We start from the raw sequence: 18795 nt of genomic DNA, 5'->3' as shown, positions 1-18795 counted from the left end.
TAAGAAGACCGGCGGGGCGGCCCATCCTGGATGGACCGTCCCGCCTTTGTGTTTCCGGGGCCGCGAACCGGGCGCGTTTCACCGGCACGACCTGCTGGCGGTGGACCGCGTTCATCCGGAAACAGGTCCGGCGGGCGTGAAAGGATGAGCCATGGCCGAGTCATGTGACGTAGTGGTAATAGGGGCGGGGCTCGCCGGGCTGCAGTGCGCCCGCGAGCTGGAAGCCGCCGGCCGGGATGTGCGCGTCTGGGAGTCCTCCGACGACGTCGGGGGCCGCATCCGCACGGAGGAAGTCGACGGGTTCCTGGTGGACCGCGGCTTTCAGGTGCTCAATCCGGCGTACCCGGCCGTCCGCAGTTATGTTGACACCGCAGCACTGCGAATGCAGCCGCTCGGGGCCGGCGTCGGGGTACGCCGCGACACCGGGCTGGCAGTGCTTGCCCACCCGCTGCGTGAACCGGCCCTGATCGCCGCCACCCTGCGCAGCGGCGTCCTCACCCCGGCCACTGTCCTGGCGGCCATCCGCTGGGCGGCCCCGGCCGCCCTCTGCCCGCTCCGGCGCAGCCACCGCCGGGACAGGACGCTCGCGGCGGCGATGGACGGCGCCGGGCTGACTGGCGATTTGCGCCGCGTGCTGGACCAGTTCCTCGCCGGCGTGCTGTTGGAAGAAGACGGCAGCACATCCAATGACTTCGCCCTGGCCCTGCTGCGGACCTTTGCCCTCGGGGTCCCCGGGCTGCCGCACGACGGCATGCGGGCACTGCCGCAGCAACTGGCGGATGCCCTGAACGTCCCGGTGCAGACCAGGACCCGGGCGGACTCCGTGACCCGGACTGGCAATACCAGCGTGGTCCGGTCCGGGGACCAGACCCTCAGTGCCGAGCACGTGGTGGTGGCAACCGACCCCGCCGGAGCAGCCGGTCTGACCGGTATCGCCGCGCCGATGATGAAAGGCGTGGTGACGCATTGGTATGCCGCGGACACCCCGCCCAGCCGGCTCACCATGCTGTGCGTCGACGGACGGCCGTCACGGCACGGCCCGCTGGTCAACGCCGCCGTCATCTCCAACGCTGCCCCCAGCTACGCGCCGGCGGGACGGCACCTCATCCAGGCATCGGCGGTGGTTGGCCCCGGCCGTGCGGTACCGGGTGAGGAGGATATCCGACGGCACGCCGCAGAAATCTTTGGTTCCTCCGCAGCGGAATGGGATTTGCTGGCCCGGCACGAGATCCGTGATGCCCTGCCCGCTCAGCCGCCGCCGTTGGCCGCGCGGAAGCCGCTCCGGCTCTCCGCCGGGCTCGTTGTTTGCGGCGACCACCGGGACACGGCCTCCATCCAGGGTGCGCTCGAAAGCGGCCACCGGGCCGCACGCGAGATCCTTGGTCCGCGCACGTGACATTCTCCGTCTCGCGGCACTTCGGCGTTCCGGCCGAACAGGCGTGGGCAGTGCTGGCCGACGTCGGGTACTGGCCGGTCTGGGGGCCCTCCGTCCGGTCCGCGGTGCTGTCTGCAGCCCCGCTCGGGCCCGACAGTTCCGGCACGGTGGGCACCGCTTTGGGCCTCCGGCTGCCGTTCCGGGTGACGTCGTTCGAGCCGGGCCGCTATTGGGCGTGGTCCGTTGCCGGGGTGGCGGCCACCGGCCACCGCGTCACGCCGGAGGCCGGTGGCTGCCGCGTGACGTTTACCGTGCCGTGGTGGGCGCCTGCCTACCTGGCTGTTTGCTGCCTGGCGCTGCGGCGCCTTGCCAGATTGCTCGCGGCGTAGCACGGCCAGGCAGAAGTTCCGGCCTGCGTCGTTGAAACAGCGGCCGCGGACGGTGAACGGCCAGCCAGGCAGCCAAACGCGATACATTGGCTGGCATGAGTGAAGCCACACCTGCCGGCTCCGGCCGCGGCACCATCCTGGTTCTCAACGGACCCAACCTGAACCTGCTCGGCACGCGCGAACCCGAGAAGTATGGCACCGCGACGCTGGCCGACGTCGAACAGCTCGCCAAAGACACCGGCGCCGCGCATGGCCTGGAGGTGGAGTGCTTCCAGTCCAACCATGAAGGAGCCCTCGTGGACGCCATCCACGCTGCGCGGGATAAGGCCATCGGGATCGTGCTCAACGCGGGGGCCTACACGCACACGTCGATAGCCCTCCGGGACGCCATTTCCGCCGTCCAGCTTCCCGCCGTCGAGGTTCACATCACCAACGTCCATGCCCGGGAGGAGTTCCGCCACCATTCCTATCTTGCCGGCGTCAGCAAGGCCGTAATCGCCGGGGCCGGAATTATGGGCTACCGCTTCGCGGTGGAGTACCTCGCCGGGCTGCACACGCACCAGGGCTGAGCATGTCCCCCACAGAGACCGCCGCCGGTCACGGGACCGGCGCGGGAACCGCGGACTGGTACCGGCACTTCGGCACCGTGGATGCCCCCGGATCCTCGGCCTGCTACGCGGAATGGTCTGTGGGCGTCGCCGGGGACCCGGAGCTGATCCTGCGGATCGAGCAGTGGCCGCACCACAAGCGGCAGCCGCTGCTGATGCTCGCGGCGGCCCGGTTCCTCGGCGCGGAGATCAGCCCATACCCCGAGTTCCGGGCTTTCCTGGACGCTCATTGGGACGATGTGTCACGGATCGTGCTCTCGCGGGCCACCCAGACCAACGAGGCCGGGCGCTGCGCCACCCTGCTGCCGTCCCTCGCCCAGATTGCCGCAGCCGAAGGCAGACCGCTGGCCCTCCTCGAGGTGGGCGCCTCCGCAGGGCTGAACCTGTTCCCGGACCACTACGGCTATGCGTTCGACGCCGGCGGGAGCCAGATGACAAGGATCGACCCTGACGGCGCCCCGCCGGGAGGCTTCCCCGTCCTGCGCTGCGCGGTGACCGGTCCGGTCCCGGTCCCGGCCGGGCTGCCCCGGGTCGTGTGGCGGGCCGGCATAGACCTGCATCCATTGGACGTCCGCGACGCCGACGACGTCGCCTGGCTGGAGGCTCTGATCTGGCCGGAGCAGGACTTCCGGCGCGAGCGGCTGCGCCAGGCGATCAGCATCGCGAGGGAACATCCGCCACTGCTCGTGGCCGGCGACCTCAATGTCCAGCTTGAGGCGCTCGCCGCACAGGCGCCGGCGGACGCGGCCCTGGTGGTGTTCCACAGCGCGGTCATGCCCTATCTGGATGCCGGAGGCCGTTCGCTGTTCCGCAGCACCGTCGCGCGGCTCGCCTCCGGCCGCGGCTGTCACTGGCTGTCCAACGAAGGCCACGGGGTGATGATGCAGGCGGACGGCTCCGCCGTGGTCGAGGAAATGGACGCCGACCGTCTCCGCGGCCGGTTCCTGCTGCTGCACAACAGCCGCCCCACGGCCATCACCGGCCCGCACGGCCAGAGCCTGGAATGGCTCTAGCGGCACTATTTGCTAATGCACTGCCCGGAGGAGACGGCGTTCCCCAATCCCGGGGCCTGGGCAACCACCGGCCCAAGGTCCTGCATAGTGATCGCAAAGCCCTGGGCGGATCCGGTCGTAGCCTTCGCGAAGATCACGCCGGCCACCTGCCCGTCCATTGTCAGCAGCGGCCCGCCGGAGTTACCGGGCTGGACGTCACCGGCCAGCCGGTAAACGTCCGCCGGTGAGGGGTTCTCACCGTAGATATCAGGCACCAGAACCGACGCGATGTCCTGCACCGTGGCTGGCTTGGACTGGAAGGGACCGCCGTGCGGATATCCGGCGAACGCGGCCGGGCTGCCGGAGGGCAGGTCGGCACTGAGCGCCAGCGGCGCTGTCGGGAGACCGTTCACCGCGAGGACGGCAAGGTCGTGGCGGGTATCGAAGTACACCACCTGGCCCGGGAGCGCTCCGCCGCCGGGCATTTCCACCACAGGTTCCGTGACTCCGGCGACCACATGGGCATTCGTCACAACGCGCCCCGGTGAGACGACGAAACCGGTGCCGGTCTGGTTCTGACCGCACTGGTAGGCCGTCCCGGCAATCTTCAGCACCGATGCGGCCGCGGCATTGAGCGCCGGCGTATTCGTGCTGGTATTTGGGATGGCAACCGGCAAGTCCTGGCCGAACCCATCCAGGAGTGTCGGGATGCCTTCACCGATTACTGCCGACCGCAACTGGGCCATGGACGTCTTGACCGGCGTCGGGGTCATCCCGTCGATGAGCCGGATGACCTTCGATTCGGCGAGTTGCCGGGACACAACCGGAACGCCGAGGCTACCGATACTGAACGCCAGCATCGACATGACGAGGGCTGACACCACCACGTTGACGCCGCCACCGGCCAAACGGTCTGCCCGGCGCAGGTGCCGGATCCGCACGGCACCCCGGATTGAACGTCCGATCATGGTGCCCAGACCGTGCCCGAGCATCATCAGCACGACGGCGGTACCCAGGATCGCCGTCAGCCGCCAGCCGCTGTCGCTGACGAGTCCACTGACGATGGGGACGGAGACGAAGGCCGCCACCGCGCCCGCGGCGAATCCGGCAACGCCGCCCACCGTCACCAGGAAGCCGTTGCGCAATCCGTGGATCAGGTAGGACACGAGCATCGCGATCAACACCAGGTCCAAAATGGTCAAGCCGAACACCGTGCTCCTTATAGAGTATTAGTCCCCGATTCTACCGGTGCAGGCTGACAGTTTCCCCGGCCCGGTCCCATGGTTCGGCCGCCGAGGGGGCGCTTGTATGCCAATCGCGTCACAGAAGCGCCAAAATTCTGAAACAATGACGGAAGCGCCCCAGCCGAAACAGTTAGTCAGGAGATTTCATGGATATCGAGGTATTGCGCCGCGCACCGTTGTTCGCCACGCTCGACGACGAGGCATTCCGTCTGCTGACGGACGAACTCACCGAGGTGGACCTCTCACGCGGAGCCTCGGTATTCCGGGAAGGCGACCAGGGCGACCAGCTCTACTTCATTGTCTCCGGCAAGGTAAAGCTCGGCCGCACATCACCGGACGGCCGCGAGTCGCTGCTGGCCATCCTCGGCCCGGGTGAGCTTTTCGGCGAGATGGCGCTGTTTGACCCGAGCCCGCGCACGGCCACCGCAACCGCCGTCTCGGAGACCCGCCTGGCAGGTTTGAAGAACGAGAGCCTGAACGGTCTGCTGCGCACGCGTCCGGAGGTCTCGGCCCAGTTGCTTCAGGCCCTGGCCCGCCGCCTGCGCCGTACCAACGACTCCCTCTCGGATCTTGTCTTCTCGGACGTCCCCGGCCGTGTGGCCAAGGCGCTTCTGGATCTGGCCGACCGGTTCGGCCGTCCCGCGACAGACGGCGTCCTGGTCGCCCACGAGCTCACGCAGGAAGAACTGGCCCAGCTGGTCGGCGCTTCGCGCGAAACCGTCAACAAGGCCCTCGCCGAGTTCGTCCAGCGCGGCTGGCTGCGGCTCGAGGCCCGCGCCGTCGTCATTCTCGACATGCAGCGATTGCGTCAGCGCTCCCGCTAGACCAAGGCAGCAGCCTCACCTACCGAAGGCCGGCCCCGTTCATTCTGGGAGCCGGCCTTCGGTATTTTGTCGCCGTCGCCCCGGCGGACATGCCCAGTCTTGCGGCCGGGGAATGAGCATATTGCTGTCATGTCCGTCCGCCGGTCGCAGGACGGAGCATGTCCGGTTGCTGGCGAAGCGAACGGGAGAAGTGGGCTGACGAGGCGCCCAGGGCTCAGCGTTCGCGCTGGGGTTCGCCCACTACCCTCGTGGCCGCCTCGACTTCGAGCATAAGCCGGCCGTCTTCCTCGACCAGCAGGGGCTTATAGACATGGGCCTTGCGCTTGTAGCTGAGGTAGGCGATACAGCCGTTTGCCGATGCCATCTTCTCGAGCATGATTTCCGATCCCGGGACGAGCAGCTCGCCGAGCGTCCGTCCGGCCGTGTTCTCCTGGCCGACCTCATCGCCGAGGGCCGTGGTGTCGCGTTCATTGATGACGTTGCCGGCACACACCCACCGGCCCCACACCCCCTTGCTCGCGAGCAGCGTCGGCTGCTGGTTTACCGGCTGCGTGGCCGCGAAATAGCGGGTATTAAACCGGCGGTGCGCGAAGTCCGGGCTCAGCCAATTCACCAGCGGCCTGAGCAGGTCGGTGCGTACCGAGAGCCCGCGCTTGGCCAGGATCTCGGTGAAGGTCTTTTCCTGCTCCGCAACGGCCACCCTGGCCCGCATCCATTCGGCGCCGGACGTCCCTTCCACCGTGGTGGACACGTCCGGGCCTGCCAGCAGGATGCCGGTCTCCTCAAACAGTTCGCGGATGGCGCCGATCACGTGGCGCCGGACCAGCCCGATGTCGTCCGTCCCCATCTGCTCGGCCCAGTGCTGGGGCGACGGGCCAAGCCAGCCGACGGCGTCGTCATCCGAGGCCTCCAGCGACCCGCCCGGGAAGGCGAGCACGCCCAGCGGCGATGACCCCGGCCGGTAGCCGAGCCAGGTCTCCAGACCTGTCGGTGAATCCCGCAGCAGGACTACGGACGAGGCAAACCGGGGGGCGCGCGGTGTGCGTTCCCCATGTTCGAGCCAACTGCGCGCCGCCCCCTCGAGGTCTTCGGGTAGGGCGAACAATCGGCGTGCTAACTGAGGCAAAGAACTAACCGGACCTTACGTGAATTCGGCGATCAGTTCGACTTCTACGGGAGAGTCGAGCGGAAGGACTGCGACGCCGACGGCCGAGCGGGCATGCTGGCCGGCGTCGCCAAGGACTTTTCCGAGGAGTTCAGAGGCACCGTTGATGACGCCGGGCTGGCCGGTGAAGGACGGATCGGAGGCGACGAAGCCGACGACCTTGACGATCCGGGTGATGCGGTCCAGGTCGCCGATGACACTCTTGACCGCAGCCAGGGCGTTCACGGCGCACACCGCGGCGTATTCCTTGGCCGCTTCCGGCGACACTGTGGGCTCGTCGGAAGCGCCCTCCGTGCCGGCGGAGACTTTCCCCGTAGCCTCGAGCTTGCCGCCGATGAACGGCAGCTGCCCGGAGGTGTAGACGTGGTTTCCGGAGATCATTGCGGGAACATAGGCAGCCACCGGGGCCGCGACGTCGGGCAGGGCCAGGCCGAGTTCGGCCAGTCGCTGTTCGACGGCGGACGGTCCCACCGCCGTACCGGTGTTCGCGGCGCCATCGGCGCCGGAGGAGTTTTCGGGGCCTGCCGGCGCTTCTGCTGGGGTGCTCATGGCTACTGCTTCTCCCGCTTCAGGTAGGCGACCAGACCGTTTCCATCCGGTCCCGTAATTACTTGTACAAGCTCCCAACCGTCTTCGCCCCACTGATCCAGGATCTGCTTGGTGGCGTGGATGATGAGCGGAATCGTGGCGTACTCCCATTTGGTCATGAGCTAAAGACTAGTCCTTGCCGGTAAAGTGGAAAACATGGCGACTGGCAAGAACCCTTTATTCGACACTGCCACCACTCTCGGAAAGCTCATACTTTTCCTTGGCGTGAGCAGTATTTGTGGTGTCCTCGTAGCGGGACTCCTGGTCCCGGCGGCTGCTGTTTCCGGCAGCGCCGCGAGCGGATCAATCCAATTTTTTGACACCCTGCCGGCGGAGCTGAAGGTCGAGCCGCCCAGCCAGTCGACAACGATCCTGGCTTCTGACGGCAGTGTCATCGCCAACTTGTATGCCGAGAACCGCACGCGGGTTTCGCTCGATCAGATGTCGCCATACATCAAGGACGCGGTCATCGCGATCGAGGACACCCGTTTCTACGAGCACGGCGGGGTGGACACCACCGGCATCCTGCGTGCCCTGATCAGCACCGCACGGGGCAATAAGCAGGGCGCGTCGACGATCACGCAGCAGTATGTGAATAACGTCATCAACTCCTCCCTCGAAGCCGAAGGCAAGAGCGACCAGGTCCTGCTCAACGGAGTCAACAAGGGCGTCGGAGACAAACTCCGCGAAATGAAGTTGGCCATCGCCCTGGAGAAAAAGTTCAGCAAGGAGCAAATCCTTGAGGGCTACCTGAACATCGTGTTCTTCAACCGGGACGCCTACGGCATCGAGGCAGCGTCCAAATTCTTCTTCAGCACCACCGCGAAAGACCTGACCCTGCCGCAGGCCGCTTTGCTGGCCGGCGTCGTGAACAGCCCCTCGTTCTATGACCCGATCACGAATCCGGAGAATGCCAAGAACCGGCGTGACCTGGTGCTTGGAGCGATGGTCGGCCAGGGCAAGATTACGCAAGCCGAGTACGACGCGGCCGTGGCGACCCCGGTGGAAACCAACGTCACCCCGGCCCGCCAGGGTTGCGCGTATTCGCCGACGGCGCCGTACTTCTGCGACTACGTCCTCCACCTGCTCCTCAATGATCCCGCCTACGGCGAGGACGCCGCGGAGCGTGAGCGTAAGATCTTCCGCGGCGGCTTGACCATCAAGACCACCCTGGACCCCAACGCCCAGACGGTCGCCCGGGAACAGGTCAACGGCTCGGCGGGAGAAAACCCGGACAAGTGGGGTGCAGCGCTCGTATCAGTGCAGCCGGGGAGCGGCAAGATCGTCGCCATGGCGCAGAACACCGTCTGGCTTCCTGAAGAAGGCAAGTTCAACCAGACCCAGAACTTCAATGTCGACAGCCAGGACGCCCGGGGTAACGACCTCAACGGGCTCGGCGGGTTCCAGCCAGGGTCCACGATGAAGCCCTTTACGTTCGCGCAGTGGCTCAACGAGGGCAAATCAATGAACACCCTGCTGAATGGTGCCGTGCGCCGGTACCCGCAGAACTTCCCGTGGCGGAACACCTGCCAGGCGCCGACGATCGGCGCGTACGACGCCAGCGCCGGCACCAAGGACCTGCAGAACGCCGAAGAAGGCTACTACAAGTACATGACCGTGCTGGATGGTCTGGCGAACTCCATCAACACGATCACCTTCGCCACCGCGGCACAGGTGGACCTCTGCGGGATCCAGAAGATTGTCGATGCCGTCGGCATCCATGGCGGCCTGCCGACAGCCGAGTCCCCCAATCCGCAGGTGCCGATGACCACGCTGGGCAACCTCATCGGCTCATACCAGACGTCGCCGCTGACGATGGCCAGCGCATTCGCCACCTTCGCCAACGACGGCCGCTACTGCGAGCCGATCGCCATCGAGTCGGTCACGGACCATACCGGCAACCAACTCCCGGCCCAGACCGTCACCTGCAAGGACGCCATCAAGCCCGAGGTCGCCCGGGGCGTCGCCTACGCTATGCAGGAAGTGCTCAACCGCGGTTCCGGCGCACTGATCCAGCCGCGGATCTCGACCCGGACCACGTTCCCGATTGCCGCCAAGACCGGCACAAATGACACCAACGGCTCCACGTGGGTTGTGGGCTACACCAGCGGCCTGGCCACCGCGTCCTGGTTCGGCGATCCTCTCGGCAATCAGGGCAGGCTCGGCCAGAACGTCACCATCAACGGGAATTTTTACCGCGGCGTCGACGGCTACATGATCGCCGGGCCGCAGTTCTCGAACTTCATGTCCGCGATCGCGCCGTCCTACGGCACCAATCCGTTCCCGGCGCCGCCGTCGAGCATGGTCAACGCCCCGTACACGCCGCCGCGCAAGACAACCCCGACGGCGGAAAGCTCGGCACCGGCGCAAGCACCGGCGAAGGACACCGGAAACGGGTCCGGCAATGAGCCGGCACCGCAGCCGACGGTGGCCCCGGACGAGAAGAAGAAGTAGCCAATGGACACGGCAGGTACCGTGGCAGACCGGCTCCGGAGCTTTGGACGCGGCGCAGCCGTGACTGCGGCTCTCGGAACCGCAGCGGGGGCTGCCGCCACGGGATACGGATTGTGGGAGAAGAACCAGTTCGTTCTGCGACGGGAATCCCTCGCCATCCTGCCGGCCCGGTCGGCACCGTTCCGGATCCTGCACCTGTCCGACATCCACTTCGTCCCGGGCCAGCGCCGCAAGGCCGAATGGCTGGCCTCACTGGCCGGGCTGGAGCCGGATCTGGTGGTGAACACCGGTGACAACCTCAGCCACGCCAAGGCCATAGACCCCTTGCTGGCGGCGCTGCGCCCGCTGATGGAGTTGCCGGGCGTGTTCGTGCCAGGCTCCAACGACTACTTCGGCCCGCGCCCGAAGAACCCCGCGTCCTATCTTCTCGGGCCCTCCGGAAAACGCCGGGATGCAGTAAAGCTGGACTGGCCGCGGCTGCGGTCGGGCTTCGGCATGTCCGGCTGGGTGGACCTGACCAACCGGTGCCAGTCAATCGTGCTCAACGGCCTGCGCCTGGACTTCTCCGGCGTCGACGATCCGCATCTGGGCCTGGAACGGTACGCCGGCTGGCCCCGCGGCACGAAGGGCAGGGACGCGGATCCGCATCTGCGGATTGCCGTCGCCCACGCCCCCTACCAGCGGGTGCTGGACCATTTCACCGAAGACGGCGCCGACCTCCTGCTCGCCGGCCACACCCATGGCGGCCAGATCTGCGTCCCGGGCTACGGCGCACTGGTCACCAATTGCGATCTGCCCACGTGGCGCGCGAAGGGACTCCATGACTGGAGCAGCAAGGGCCTGACGACGCCGGTCAACGTCTCCGGCGGCATCGGCACGTCCCGTTTCGCCCCGATCCGGATCGCGTGCAAGCCCGAGGCCGTCCTGCTCACCCTGACGCCCCGCGGCTAATCCTGCCCCGCTCTCCCGGTGGACATGCCCTCCCCTGGCTCCCACCACTGGACATGCCCTCCCCTATCTTGCGCCAGTGGACATAGTGGCCACATGCCCACCCCGTGGCACCAAGAATGAGCATGTCCCGCGGGGAAGAGCAGCCAAGAATGAGCATGTCCCCCCGGCCCTGTGAAACGGATCACCCGATGGCCTAGGGTAGTTGCTATGGGACACCACCTTTGGCGGTTCCCGCTCCCGCAGGTGCGTCCAAGAAGCAGGCATGGCCAAGCAGACTCCGTTCTTCACATCGATCAGCCGGCTCTACCCCCACGTCAGGCCGATCCTCCCCCGGCTCTTCCTGGGACTGCTTTCTGCCCTGCTGGCGAGCCTGGTGGCACTGGCAATCCCCCAGGTGCTGCGCGTGCTCATCAACGAATCCCTCCGGCCCGGAGCCAACGTACGGGCGGTTTGGACCGCCTCGCTTGTGGTCCTGGGACTCGGGGTCACCGAGGCCGGACTCGTGGCGTTGCGGCGACAGTTCGTCATCAATCCCGCCACCACGGTGGAAACCCGGATGCGGGTGTCCCTCTACGGCCACCTGCAGGATCTCACGGTGTCCTTCCACGATCGCTGGGGCTCCGGGCAACTGCTCTCCCGGGCCATGACGGACCTGAATTTCCTGCGCCGCTGGATGGCCTTCGGCGCCATCATGCTCGTGGTAACCACCCTCACCGTGCTGATCGGCGTCACGGTGATGTTCGCCATGAGCTGGCAGCTGGCCCTGATTTTCCTCGCCGCCGCCGTCCCGATCATGATCTACGGTTTCCGCTTCCGCACCCGATTCAGCAAAGTCGCCCGCCGCAGCCAGGATCAGGCCGGCGACCTCGCCACCACGGTGGAGGAATCTGTTCACGGCATCCGCGTCCTGAAGGCCTTCGGCCGCAGCCGCGAGGCGCTTGAAAACTTTAATGAACAGGCCAAGGAACTCCGCCAGACCGAGATCGCTAAGGCCCGGCACCTCGCGGCCTTCAGCCTCGTCGTCACCCTGCTCCCGGAACTGGCTCTCGGGGGCGGGCTCGTCGTCGGCGTTCTCCTGGCCGCCAGCGGCGACCTCGACGTCGGATCCCTCGTCGCGTTCTTCGCTACGGCGGCCGTCATCGCGGCACCCGTCGAGTTCTCCGGCATGCTGCTGGCCATGGCGCTCACGGCCAAGGCCGCCGTAGACCGGCACTTCGAGGTGATGGCCGCGGTCAATACCGTCGCCGGCCCGGCGGAACCGCAGCGGCCCGGGCGGCTCACCGGAGCGCTGAGCTTCCGCAACGCCGCCTTTGCCTTTGAGGACGCCCCGGACCGGCCCGTCCTGAAAGACATCTCACTGGACATCAGGGCCGGCGAAACCATGGCCCTGGTCGGCATCACCGGCAGCGGCAAAAGCACCCTGCTGCAATTAATTCCCCGACTGTACGACGTCACGGACGGTTCCATCACCATCGACGGCGTGGACCTGCGCCAGTTCGCCCTCGAAGAGCTCCGCGGAATCGTCGCCGTTGCTTTCGAAGACACCACCCTGTTTTCCAGCTCGGTGCGGGACAACGTCCTGCTGGGCGCCCCGGAACGCAGCGAAGAAGCGCTGGCCGAGGCCCTCGACGTCGCCCAGGCCCAGTTCGCGTACTCCCTGCCGGCGGGCCTGGACACCCTGATCGGCGAGGAAGGGCTCAGTCTCTCCGGCGGCCAGCGGCAGCGAATTGCCCTCGCCCGCGCCATCGCGGCCCGGCCCAAAATATTGGTCCTGGATGACCCGCTGTCCGCCCTGGACGTCCACACGGAGGAACGGGTCGAGGCGCGGCTGCGCGAAGTCCTGGCAGACACCACGACTTTGATTGTTGCCCACCGGCCCTCCACGGTGGGGCTGGCGGACCGGGTGGCCCTGCTCGAGGACGGCCGGATCACTGCCGTCGGAACACACACCCGCCTGCTGGCGGAAAACAGCCACTACCGCCACGTGATTGCCAGCCTCGACCAGGAGCCGCGGGACCTTGATTCCGAGCTCTCGGCACTTGAGGAACGGACCGAAGGGATTTCCCAATGAGCACCACCTTCGGAACCGCCGACGAGGACAACGCGCACCTGAGCAGGGCCGAGAGCAAAACCGTCCGGAGGCGCTCGCTCGCCTTGCTGGGCTCCCTGATCCGGCCCGTCCGGCGCCGCTTCTGGCTGACCATCGCCGCCGTTGTGCTGTCCCAGGCCGCGCGCGTGTCGGGTCCGGTGCTGATCGCGTTCGGGATCGACGGCGCCCTGCCGGCCCAGCGCGCCGGCGACAGCCTCCCGCTCGCCCTGACGGGCGCCGCGTACCTCGCCGCGGCGCTCGCCACAGCCGGCCTGACCGCCCTGTACGTGACGTCCACTGCGAACTTGTCCCAGGCCATGCTGTTGGACCTCAGGGTCCGGGTTTTCCGGCATACCCAGCGGCTGAGCCTGGAATTCCACGAGAAGTACACTTCCGGCCGGATCATCGCCCGGCAGACCTCGGATCTTGAGGCCCTGCGCGAACTCCTCGACTCCGGCGTGAGCTCGCTCGCGTCGGGACTGCTGTTTATGGTGTTCACGGCTACGGCGGTCTTTATCCTCGACTGGCGCAGCGGGCTGCTGGTACTCGCCGCGGCTGTGCCCATGTATTTTCTGGCCCGCTGGTACCAAAAGCACTCCCAGATCGTCTTTCGCGAGTCCCGGGTGGTCTCGGCCCGGCTGATCGTGCACTTCATCGAGACCATGACCGGAATCCGGGCGGTCAAAGCGTTCCGCAAGGAGCCTGAGAACGCCGCCCGTTATACCGAACTCGCCGAGGAGTACCGCACCGTCACGGTCCGGTCGATCAACCTCAGCGGCATTTTTCAGCCCGGCCTGGTCCTGATCGGCAACGTCTGCGTCGCCGTCGTCCTGCTCGCCGGCGGCTTCCGGGTGCTCAGCGGCGGACTCGAAGTGGGCGTCCTGCTCGCCCTGATGCTGTTCACCAAGCGCTTCTTCCAGCCGGTGGACCAGATGGCCATGTTCTACAACTCCTTCCAAAGCGCGCAGGCGGCCCTGGAGAAGGTGTCCGGGCTGTTGGAGGAGGTGCCCACGGTCCGGCCGCCCGCCACTCCGGTGGCCCTCGCGGACGCCGCGGGGACCATCGACTTCAACGCCGTCGAGTTCCGCTACGGCGACGGCCCGGTCATCATTCCCGCCCTGGACCTGCATATCCCCGCGGGGCAGACCGTGGCCCTTGTGGGCCAGACCGGTGCCGGCAAGTCAACGCTGGCGAAGCTGATCGCCCGCTTTTACGATGTCAGCTCCGGTTCGGTCTCCCTCGACGGCGTGGACCTGCGCCGCCTCAGCACGGACGACCTGCGCCGCAACGTCGTGATGGTCACCCAGGAGGCGTTTCTGTTCAGCGGTTCGGTCGCGGATAACATCGCACTCGGCCGGCCCGGGGCATCCCGGCCCGAGATTGAAGACGCCGGCCGGGCCGTGGGCGCGCACGCTTTCATTACGGACCTGCCCGAAGGCTACGACACCGACGTCAACAAACGCGGCGGCCGGGTCTCCGCGGGCCAGCGCCAGCTCATCAGCTTCGCCCGCGCCTTCCTGGCCCGGCCGTCGGTGCTGATCCTGGACGAGGCAACTTCGTCGCTGGACATCCCCTCGGAACGGCTGGTCCAGAACGGCCTGGCCGCTCTCCTGCGGGGCGCACCGGAGGAACCCCCCGGCCAGGACCGGCGCGGAAGCACCGGCCGGACGGCGTTGATTATTGCGCACCGCCTTTCCACCGTGGAAACGGCCGACCGGGTTATCGTGGTGCACGACGGGCGCATCGTCGAGGACGGCACCCCAGCGCAGCTGATCGGCGACGGCGGGCGTTTCGCCCGGCTGCACGGCGCGTGGAAAGACTCCCTCGTCTGAGTTCGCCGGGCACCGATTTCACTTCCAGACCTTTCTCAGATACTCTTGTGAAGTTGCTTTTACGGCAACGGATCGGGATGTGGCGCAGCTTGGTAGCGCGCGTCGTTCGGGACGACGAGGTCGCAGGTTCAAATCCTGTCATCCCGACCAAAGAAAAAGAGGGCCTTCCAGCTGGAAGGCCCTCTTTTTGTGCATCAGCCTGCGTGGCCACCGGAAAAGGCCCCGGGGCCTAACGCCTCGGGGCCACCAATCCTGATTGGTGGTGGCTACATGGGATCCGGCCAGTTGCCGACCCGCAGTGCCATCATCATGGGATCCGGCCAGTTGCCGACCGCTTGGGGGGCCAGCATCGGGTCCGGCCAATTTCCGACCGCGGTCATGCCGGTCCCGTCGTTGGCCGCTACCGCGGAAAGAACAGCCGGTGCCGCAGCCCCGAACGCCAGTAGTGCCGCAAGAACGGTGCCGGCTGCAATCTTCTTCAACATATAAGTCCTCAATATGCGTAGATCCTTACCAAGTTAGCACTACCCTTGTTGACATACATTGTAAAATGGTTTCCACAGAGGCTGTCAAGCATTTAGTACAAAGATTGTCCGGAATTAGGAGGGCCCGTGGGGAACGGTTTTGGGGAGAAGCTCCGCGCGGAACGGCTTGAACGGGGACTGACCCAGGCGGAACTCGGCCGCGATTTGTACTCGCCCAGCTACATCTCGCTGTTGGAAACCGGCCGCCGCGAACCCACCGCAGATGTCATCGAGGAGCTCGCCCACCGGCTGGAGCTCGCCCCGAAGGCGCTCGAGGCCTGGAGCCAGCCAGTCTCAGCCAGCGACGCTGAATACGTCCTGGCGGGCCTGTACGCCCGCCAGGCCTGGGACCTCCGCGACTATGCGGTGGCGGCCGCGCATGCCGCCACCGCAGCCAAAATCGCGCTGGAGGCCAGAAATACCAGCGCGTGGTGGAACATGACATACATGCAGGCCGAGTGCCTGATCAAACTGGCGCTCTGGCAGGAGTGCAAGGACGTCATCCAGCACCTCCTCGCGCACCCCATGGCCGCCGAGTCGGCGGGTCTGGGCGTGCGTGCCCGGCAGATGCTTGCCGCCGCGTCGCAGGGACAGGGCCAGCTGACGGCCGCCGTCGAGTATGCGCAGGAAGCGGTGCGTCTCGGCGCGGCGCTGCCCCGGGGCTCCACCATGATCATCGGCGCACTCCGCGCCCTGATCGGCGCCCTGGCGGAGAGCGGACGGCTGGATGAGGCCTGGGAATACTGCCAGGCCATGAACGAGCAGATGGATGACCATTCCATGCCCCAGCTCGCCGGCGAGGTGGCCTGGGTGATCGGCAACGTCGCCTTTATGCGCCATGACTACCCTGAAGGCGTCACACACCACGAGCGCGCCGCCAGACTGCTCTCCCCGGCCAACGACATCGACCTGTGGGCCCGGTTCAACAAGGCCTCGGCCGCTGTCCGGTTGTCCTCAGGCATCGTTGAACCCGAAACCCTGTCCTCGATCGAACGTGCCGAACTGGCGCTCTCCATCGTGGGCGGCAACAGGGCCGACGAGCTCGAGGTGGCGTTCATCCGGGCCCGCTGGCTTTACCTCACCGGCGACGTCATGGCCGCCGTCCAGAAGCTGCATGAGATCCACGCCGAGCGCGAGGTGCTGGCCCGGCATACCGCCGGCGAGGTCTCGTTGCTGCTCGGAAAAGCCCTGAAAGCCGCCGGGGAATCCCTCGAAGCCCTTGTCTACCTCGAGGAAGCGCAGCAGGAATTCAGCTCGGCCGGCGCCTCCGACCGGGTCCAGCAGGCCATGGACGCCGTGCTGGAGATCCGGCTGGCCCAGCGCCGGGCTGCGGCCGCCGATGCGGCCGCAGGCGCTTAGCCGCGCGCCCGGCCAGGTCCAGGCTCGTGCCGAACCCGTCCCGGCCGGAACCCCCGGTTAGGCGAACGTCCGGCCGGTGAGCTTCTCGTAGGCCTCGACGTAACGGCTGCGGGTGCGGGTGACAACGTCGGCGGGGAGGGCCGGCGGCGGGGTGTCCGAGGACTTGTCCCAGCCGGATTCGGCGGACGTCAGCCAGTCCCGGACGTACTGCTTGTCGTAGGAGGGCTGGGCCTTCCCGGGTTCGTAGGTTGCGGCATCCCAGAACCGTGAGGAGTCGGGGGTGAGCACTTCGTCGCCCAGGGTGATGACGCCGGTGGCGGCGTCGATGCCGAATTCCACCTTGGTGTCGGCCAGGATGATGCCCCGGGCGCGGGCGATTTCTTCGGCCTTGGTGTAGATCTCCAGGGTCAACTCGCGCAGCCTGGCCGCAATGTCTTCACCGACGACGCCGACGACGGCGTCATAGCTGATGTTCTCGTCGTGCTCGCCCACCTCAGCCTTGGCCGACGGGGTGAAGATGGCCCCGGCGAGGCGGGAACCGTCCACGAGGCCCTCGGGCAGCGGGATGCTGCAGACGGTCCGCGACTGCCCGTATTCGACGAGGCCGGAGCCCGTCAGGTAACCGCGGGCAATGCACTCCACCGGGAACATGTCCAGCTTTTTGCAGATCATGGCCCGGCCGGCGACCGCGGCGGGAACACCGCCGTCTACCGTGGCCGCGAGCACATGGTGCTCCACCCCGAGTTGCTCGAACCACCAGAGGCTCAGTTGGGTGAGGATCCGGCCCTTGTCCGGGATCTCGCTTTCCAGCACATGGTCATAGGCGCTGATGCGGTCGCTCGCCACGACCAGGACGCAGTCCCGGCCATAGCGCTCCGTAATGGATTCATCGACGGGGACGTAGAGATCGCGGACCTTGCCGGAGTAGACGTGCGTCCAGCCCGGCAGATCGAGGGCGGGGATGTCCAGGCCGCCGGCCGGCATCGCGGGAACGTGATCGGTCATGCTCATGCCTTTGCTTTCGTCGCGTGCGCGGTACCGGGGGCCGTTACCTTAATTTCACCGCGGGCCGCTTTGCGTCCGATGTCGGTGCGGAACTGGCCGCCGTCCAGCTGCACCAGTTCGACGCCGTCGTATGCCCGTTCCCGGGCTTCGACCAGATCACTTCCCAGCGCCACCACGGCGAGGACGCGTCCGCCGGCGGAGATCACCTTGCCGTCGTCATCGAGTCCCGTGCCGGCGTGGATCACATGCACATCCTGCAGGGCTTCAGCCTTCTTGAGGCCGCGGATACGGTCACCCGTACGGGGGGTCCCGGGGTAGTTTTCTGCGGCGACGACGACGGCGACCGCCGTGTCCGGGGACCAGCGCAGCGGCTCTGCCGTGTCCAGTTCACCCTTGGCGGCGGCCAGGAGCAGCCCGCCCAGGGGCGTCTTGAGCCGGGCCAGTACGGCCTGCGTTTCCGGGTCGCCGAAGCGGACGTTGAATTCGATGACACGGGTACCGCGGGAGGTCAGCGCCAGGCCAACGAACAGCACGCCAACAAACGGTGTTCCACGGTGCGCCATCTGGGCGATCGTGGGCTGGGCAACCCGGTCAATGACCTCCTGGACCAGGCCTTCAGGTACCCATTCCAGCGGAGTGTAGGCGCCCATGCCGCCGGTGTTCGGACCTTCATCATTGTCAAAGATGCGCTTGAAGTCCTGCGCCGGGGACAGCGCCACCGTGTTGACGCCGTCGCAAAGAACAAAGACGGAAACCTCGGGGCCGTCCAGGAATTCCTCGATCACGACAGTCCCGCCGGCGTCGAAGCAGGTCTGCGCGTGTGCGAGCGCCTCGTCGCGGTCCTTTGTGACCACAACGCCCTTACCGGCGGCGAGGCCGTCGTCTTTGACGACGTAGGGGGCACCGAACGTGTCGAGGGCGTCGGCCGCTTCGTCGGCGTTGGACGCCACGCGGGCCATCGCGGTGGGCACGCCGGCTTCTGCCATGACTTCCTTGGCGAAGGCCTTGGAGGCTTCCAGCTGGGCCGCGGCCTTGCTGGGCCCAAAGACCGGGATGCCGGCGGCACGCACGGCGTCGGAGACGCCCGCGGCGAGGGGCGCCTCGGGGCCAACGACAACCAGGTCAACGGCGAGCCGGGCGGCCAGGGCTGCGACGGCGTCTGGGTCGCTCGCGTCAATGGCGTGGACGGGAACCAGTTGGCTGATACCGGCGTTGCCGGGGGCTGCGTGCACCGCGGAAACGTTGGGGTCTGCAAGCAGGGATCGGACAATGGCGTGTTCGCGGCCGCCGGGGCCGATGACAAGTACCTTCACAGTTTCCAAGGGTACGGGGTGCACCCCGCAGGCTCCTAAGCTGTGACCGTCCCGCCACACACATCAAGGGACATGCCCCGCCC

Annotated in this window: 17 protein-coding genes and 1 tRNA gene; 11 read left to right on the top strand and 7 right to left on the bottom strand. The window is 66.9% G+C overall.

Annotation, left to right across the window (positions count from 1 at the left end):
* Positions 1-151 precede the first annotated feature (151 nt).
* From KY499_RS14245 to KY499_RS14230, 4 genes are all read left to right on the top strand, one after another.
* Positions 152-1396 (top strand): NAD(P)/FAD-dependent oxidoreductase, encoded by a 1245-nt coding sequence (locus tag KY499_RS14245; RefSeq protein ID WP_123254695.1) that lies wholly within the window; start codon positions 152-154, stop codon positions 1394-1396.
* Positions 1393-1764, top strand: a complete 372-nt coding sequence (locus tag KY499_RS14240) for an SRPBCC family protein (RefSeq protein ID WP_219885678.1) — start codon at positions 1393-1395, stop codon at positions 1762-1764. Before KY499_RS14245 ends, KY499_RS14240 begins: the two co-directional genes overlap by 4 nt.
* A 95-nt stretch (positions 1765-1859) precedes the next feature.
* Positions 1860-2333, top strand: a complete 474-nt coding sequence (gene aroQ / locus KY499_RS14235; protein WP_219885677.1) for a type II 3-dehydroquinate dehydratase — start codon at positions 1860-1862, stop codon at positions 2331-2333.
* 2 nt (positions 2334-2335) lie between these two features.
* A complete protein-coding gene (locus KY499_RS14230; RefSeq protein WP_219885676.1) occupies positions 2336-3385 on the top strand; it encodes a DUF2332 domain-containing protein in 1050 nt (349 codons plus the stop codon).
* A gap of 5 nt (positions 3386-3390) precedes the next feature.
* Here the strand turns inward: KY499_RS14230 and KY499_RS14225 are convergent, their stop codons facing one another.
* Complete coding sequence (locus KY499_RS14225; RefSeq protein WP_123254699.1) at positions 3391-4575, bottom strand: MarP family serine protease; 1185 nt, start codon at positions 4573-4575, stop codon at positions 3391-3393.
* Positions 4576-4754: 179 nt separating this feature from the next.
* On the opposite strand from KY499_RS14225, the gene KY499_RS14220 reads away from it, so the two are divergent.
* Positions 4755-5432 (top strand): Crp/Fnr family transcriptional regulator, encoded by a 678-nt coding sequence (locus KY499_RS14220; RefSeq protein WP_123254700.1) that lies wholly within the window; start codon positions 4755-4757, stop codon positions 5430-5432.
* Between the two features lie 214 nt (positions 5433-5646).
* On the opposite strand, the gene KY499_RS14215 is transcribed toward KY499_RS14220, so the two are convergent.
* The 3 genes from KY499_RS14215 to KY499_RS14205 are packed head-to-tail and all read right to left on the bottom strand — an operon-like array spanning position 5647 to position 7304.
* Positions 5647-6558, bottom strand: coding sequence for an NUDIX hydrolase (locus KY499_RS14215; RefSeq protein ID WP_123254701.1), 912 nt, complete (start codon positions 6556-6558; stop codon positions 5647-5649).
* Between the two features lie 15 nt (positions 6559-6573).
* Positions 6574-7146: a RidA family protein gene (locus KY499_RS14210; RefSeq protein ID WP_123254702.1), complete on the bottom strand. Its 573-nt coding sequence runs from the start codon at positions 7144-7146 to the stop codon at positions 6574-6576.
* Positions 7147-7148: 2 nt separating this feature from the next.
* On the bottom strand, positions 7149-7304 hold the full coding sequence (locus KY499_RS14205; protein ID WP_099093395.1) for a DUF4177 domain-containing protein: 156 nt from the start codon (positions 7302-7304) through the stop codon (positions 7149-7151).
* A gap of 37 nt (positions 7305-7341) precedes the next feature.
* On the opposite strand from KY499_RS14205, the gene KY499_RS14200 reads away from it, so the two are divergent.
* From KY499_RS14200 to KY499_RS14180, 5 genes are all read left to right on the top strand, one after another.
* Complete coding sequence (locus KY499_RS14200; RefSeq protein ID WP_219885675.1) at positions 7342-9639, top strand: transglycosylase domain-containing protein; 2298 nt, start codon at positions 7342-7344, stop codon at positions 9637-9639.
* A gap of 3 nt (positions 9640-9642) precedes the next feature.
* Positions 9643-10590, top strand: coding sequence for a metallophosphoesterase (locus tag KY499_RS14195; RefSeq protein WP_219885674.1), 948 nt, complete (start codon positions 9643-9645; stop codon positions 10588-10590).
* Between the two features lie 262 nt (positions 10591-10852).
* Positions 10853-12661 carry an ABC transporter ATP-binding protein gene (locus KY499_RS14190; RefSeq protein ID WP_219885673.1) on the top strand — a complete coding sequence of 603 codons (1809 nt, stop codon included), beginning with the start codon at positions 10853-10855 and terminating at the stop codon, positions 12659-12661.
* A complete protein-coding gene (locus KY499_RS14185; RefSeq protein WP_219885671.1) occupies positions 12658-14511 on the top strand; it encodes an ABC transporter ATP-binding protein in 1854 nt (617 codons plus the stop codon). The genes KY499_RS14190 and KY499_RS14185 overlap by 4 nt, the downstream gene beginning before the upstream one ends.
* A 73-nt stretch (positions 14512-14584) precedes the next feature.
* A tRNA-Pro gene (locus KY499_RS14180) sits at positions 14585-14661 on the top strand.
* Between the two features lie 116 nt (positions 14662-14777).
* Here KY499_RS14180 and KY499_RS14175 read toward each other — a convergent pair.
* A complete protein-coding gene (locus KY499_RS14175) occupies positions 14778-14996 on the bottom strand; it encodes a hypothetical protein (protein ID WP_123254707.1) in 219 nt (72 codons plus the stop codon).
* A gap of 126 nt (positions 14997-15122) precedes the next feature.
* Here KY499_RS14175 and KY499_RS14170 point away from each other — a divergent pair, with 126 nt between their 5' ends.
* Positions 15123-16394, top strand: a complete 1272-nt coding sequence (locus tag KY499_RS14170) for a helix-turn-helix transcriptional regulator (RefSeq protein WP_123254708.1) — start codon at positions 15123-15125, stop codon at positions 16392-16394.
* Positions 16395-16451: 57 nt separating this feature from the next.
* Here the strand turns inward: KY499_RS14170 and KY499_RS14165 are convergent, their stop codons facing one another.
* Positions 16452-17399, bottom strand: coding sequence for a phosphoribosylaminoimidazolesuccinocarboxamide synthase (locus tag KY499_RS14165; protein WP_123254709.1), 948 nt, complete (start codon positions 17397-17399; stop codon positions 16452-16454).
* Positions 17400-17401: 2 nt separating this feature from the next.
* The gene (purD, locus tag KY499_RS14160) at positions 17402-18712 is read right to left on the bottom strand and encodes a phosphoribosylamine--glycine ligase (RefSeq protein WP_123254740.1); all 1311 of its coding nucleotides are present in this window, start codon (positions 18710-18712) and stop codon (positions 17402-17404) included.
* Positions 18713-18795 lie beyond the last annotated feature (83 nt).

It is taken from the genome of Arthrobacter sp. PAMC25284, assembly GCF_019443425.1.
Taxonomy (GTDB): domain Bacteria; phylum Actinomycetota; class Actinomycetes; order Actinomycetales; family Micrococcaceae; genus Arthrobacter; species Arthrobacter oryzae_A.
The sequence above is the reverse complement of the archived record's forward strand: the minus strand, read 5'-3'. Positions and strand labels throughout refer to the sequence as shown.

Excerpts from the sequence above, each read along its gene's own strand:
- KY499_RS14245 (WP_123254695.1), top strand. The coding sequence starts at position 152 with ATGGCCGAGTCATGTGACGTAGTGGTAATAGGGGCGGGGCTCGCCGGG.
- aroQ (WP_219885677.1), top strand. The coding sequence starts at position 1,860 with ATGAGTGAAGCCACACCTGCCGGCTCCGGCCGCGGCACCATCCTGGTT.
- KY499_RS14230 (WP_219885676.1), top strand. The coding sequence starts at position 2,336 with ATGTCCCCCACAGAGACCGCCGCCGGTCACGGGACCGGCGCGGGAACC.
- KY499_RS14220 (WP_123254700.1), top strand. The coding sequence starts at position 4,755 with ATGGATATCGAGGTATTGCGCCGCGCACCGTTGTTCGCCACGCTCGAC.
- KY499_RS14210 (WP_123254702.1), bottom strand. The coding sequence starts at position 7,146 with ATGAGCACCCCAGCAGAAGCGCCGGCAGGCCCCGAAAACTCCTCCGGC.
- KY499_RS14205 (WP_099093395.1), bottom strand. The coding sequence starts at position 7,304 with ATGACCAAATGGGAGTACGCCACGATTCCGCTCATCATCCACGCCACC.
- KY499_RS14200 (WP_219885675.1), top strand. The coding sequence starts at position 7,342 with ATGGCGACTGGCAAGAACCCTTTATTCGACACTGCCACCACTCTCGGA.
- KY499_RS14195 (WP_219885674.1), top strand. The coding sequence starts at position 9,643 with ATGGACACGGCAGGTACCGTGGCAGACCGGCTCCGGAGCTTTGGACGC.
- KY499_RS14190 (WP_219885673.1), top strand. The coding sequence starts at position 10,853 with ATGGCCAAGCAGACTCCGTTCTTCACATCGATCAGCCGGCTCTACCCC.
- KY499_RS14185 (WP_219885671.1), top strand. The coding sequence starts at position 12,658 with ATGAGCACCACCTTCGGAACCGCCGACGAGGACAACGCGCACCTGAGC.
- KY499_RS14175 (WP_123254707.1), bottom strand. The coding sequence starts at position 14,996 with ATGTTGAAGAAGATTGCAGCCGGCACCGTTCTTGCGGCACTACTGGCG.
- KY499_RS14165 (WP_123254709.1), bottom strand. The coding sequence starts at position 17,399 with ATGACCGATCACGTTCCCGCGATGCCGGCCGGCGGCCTGGACATCCCC.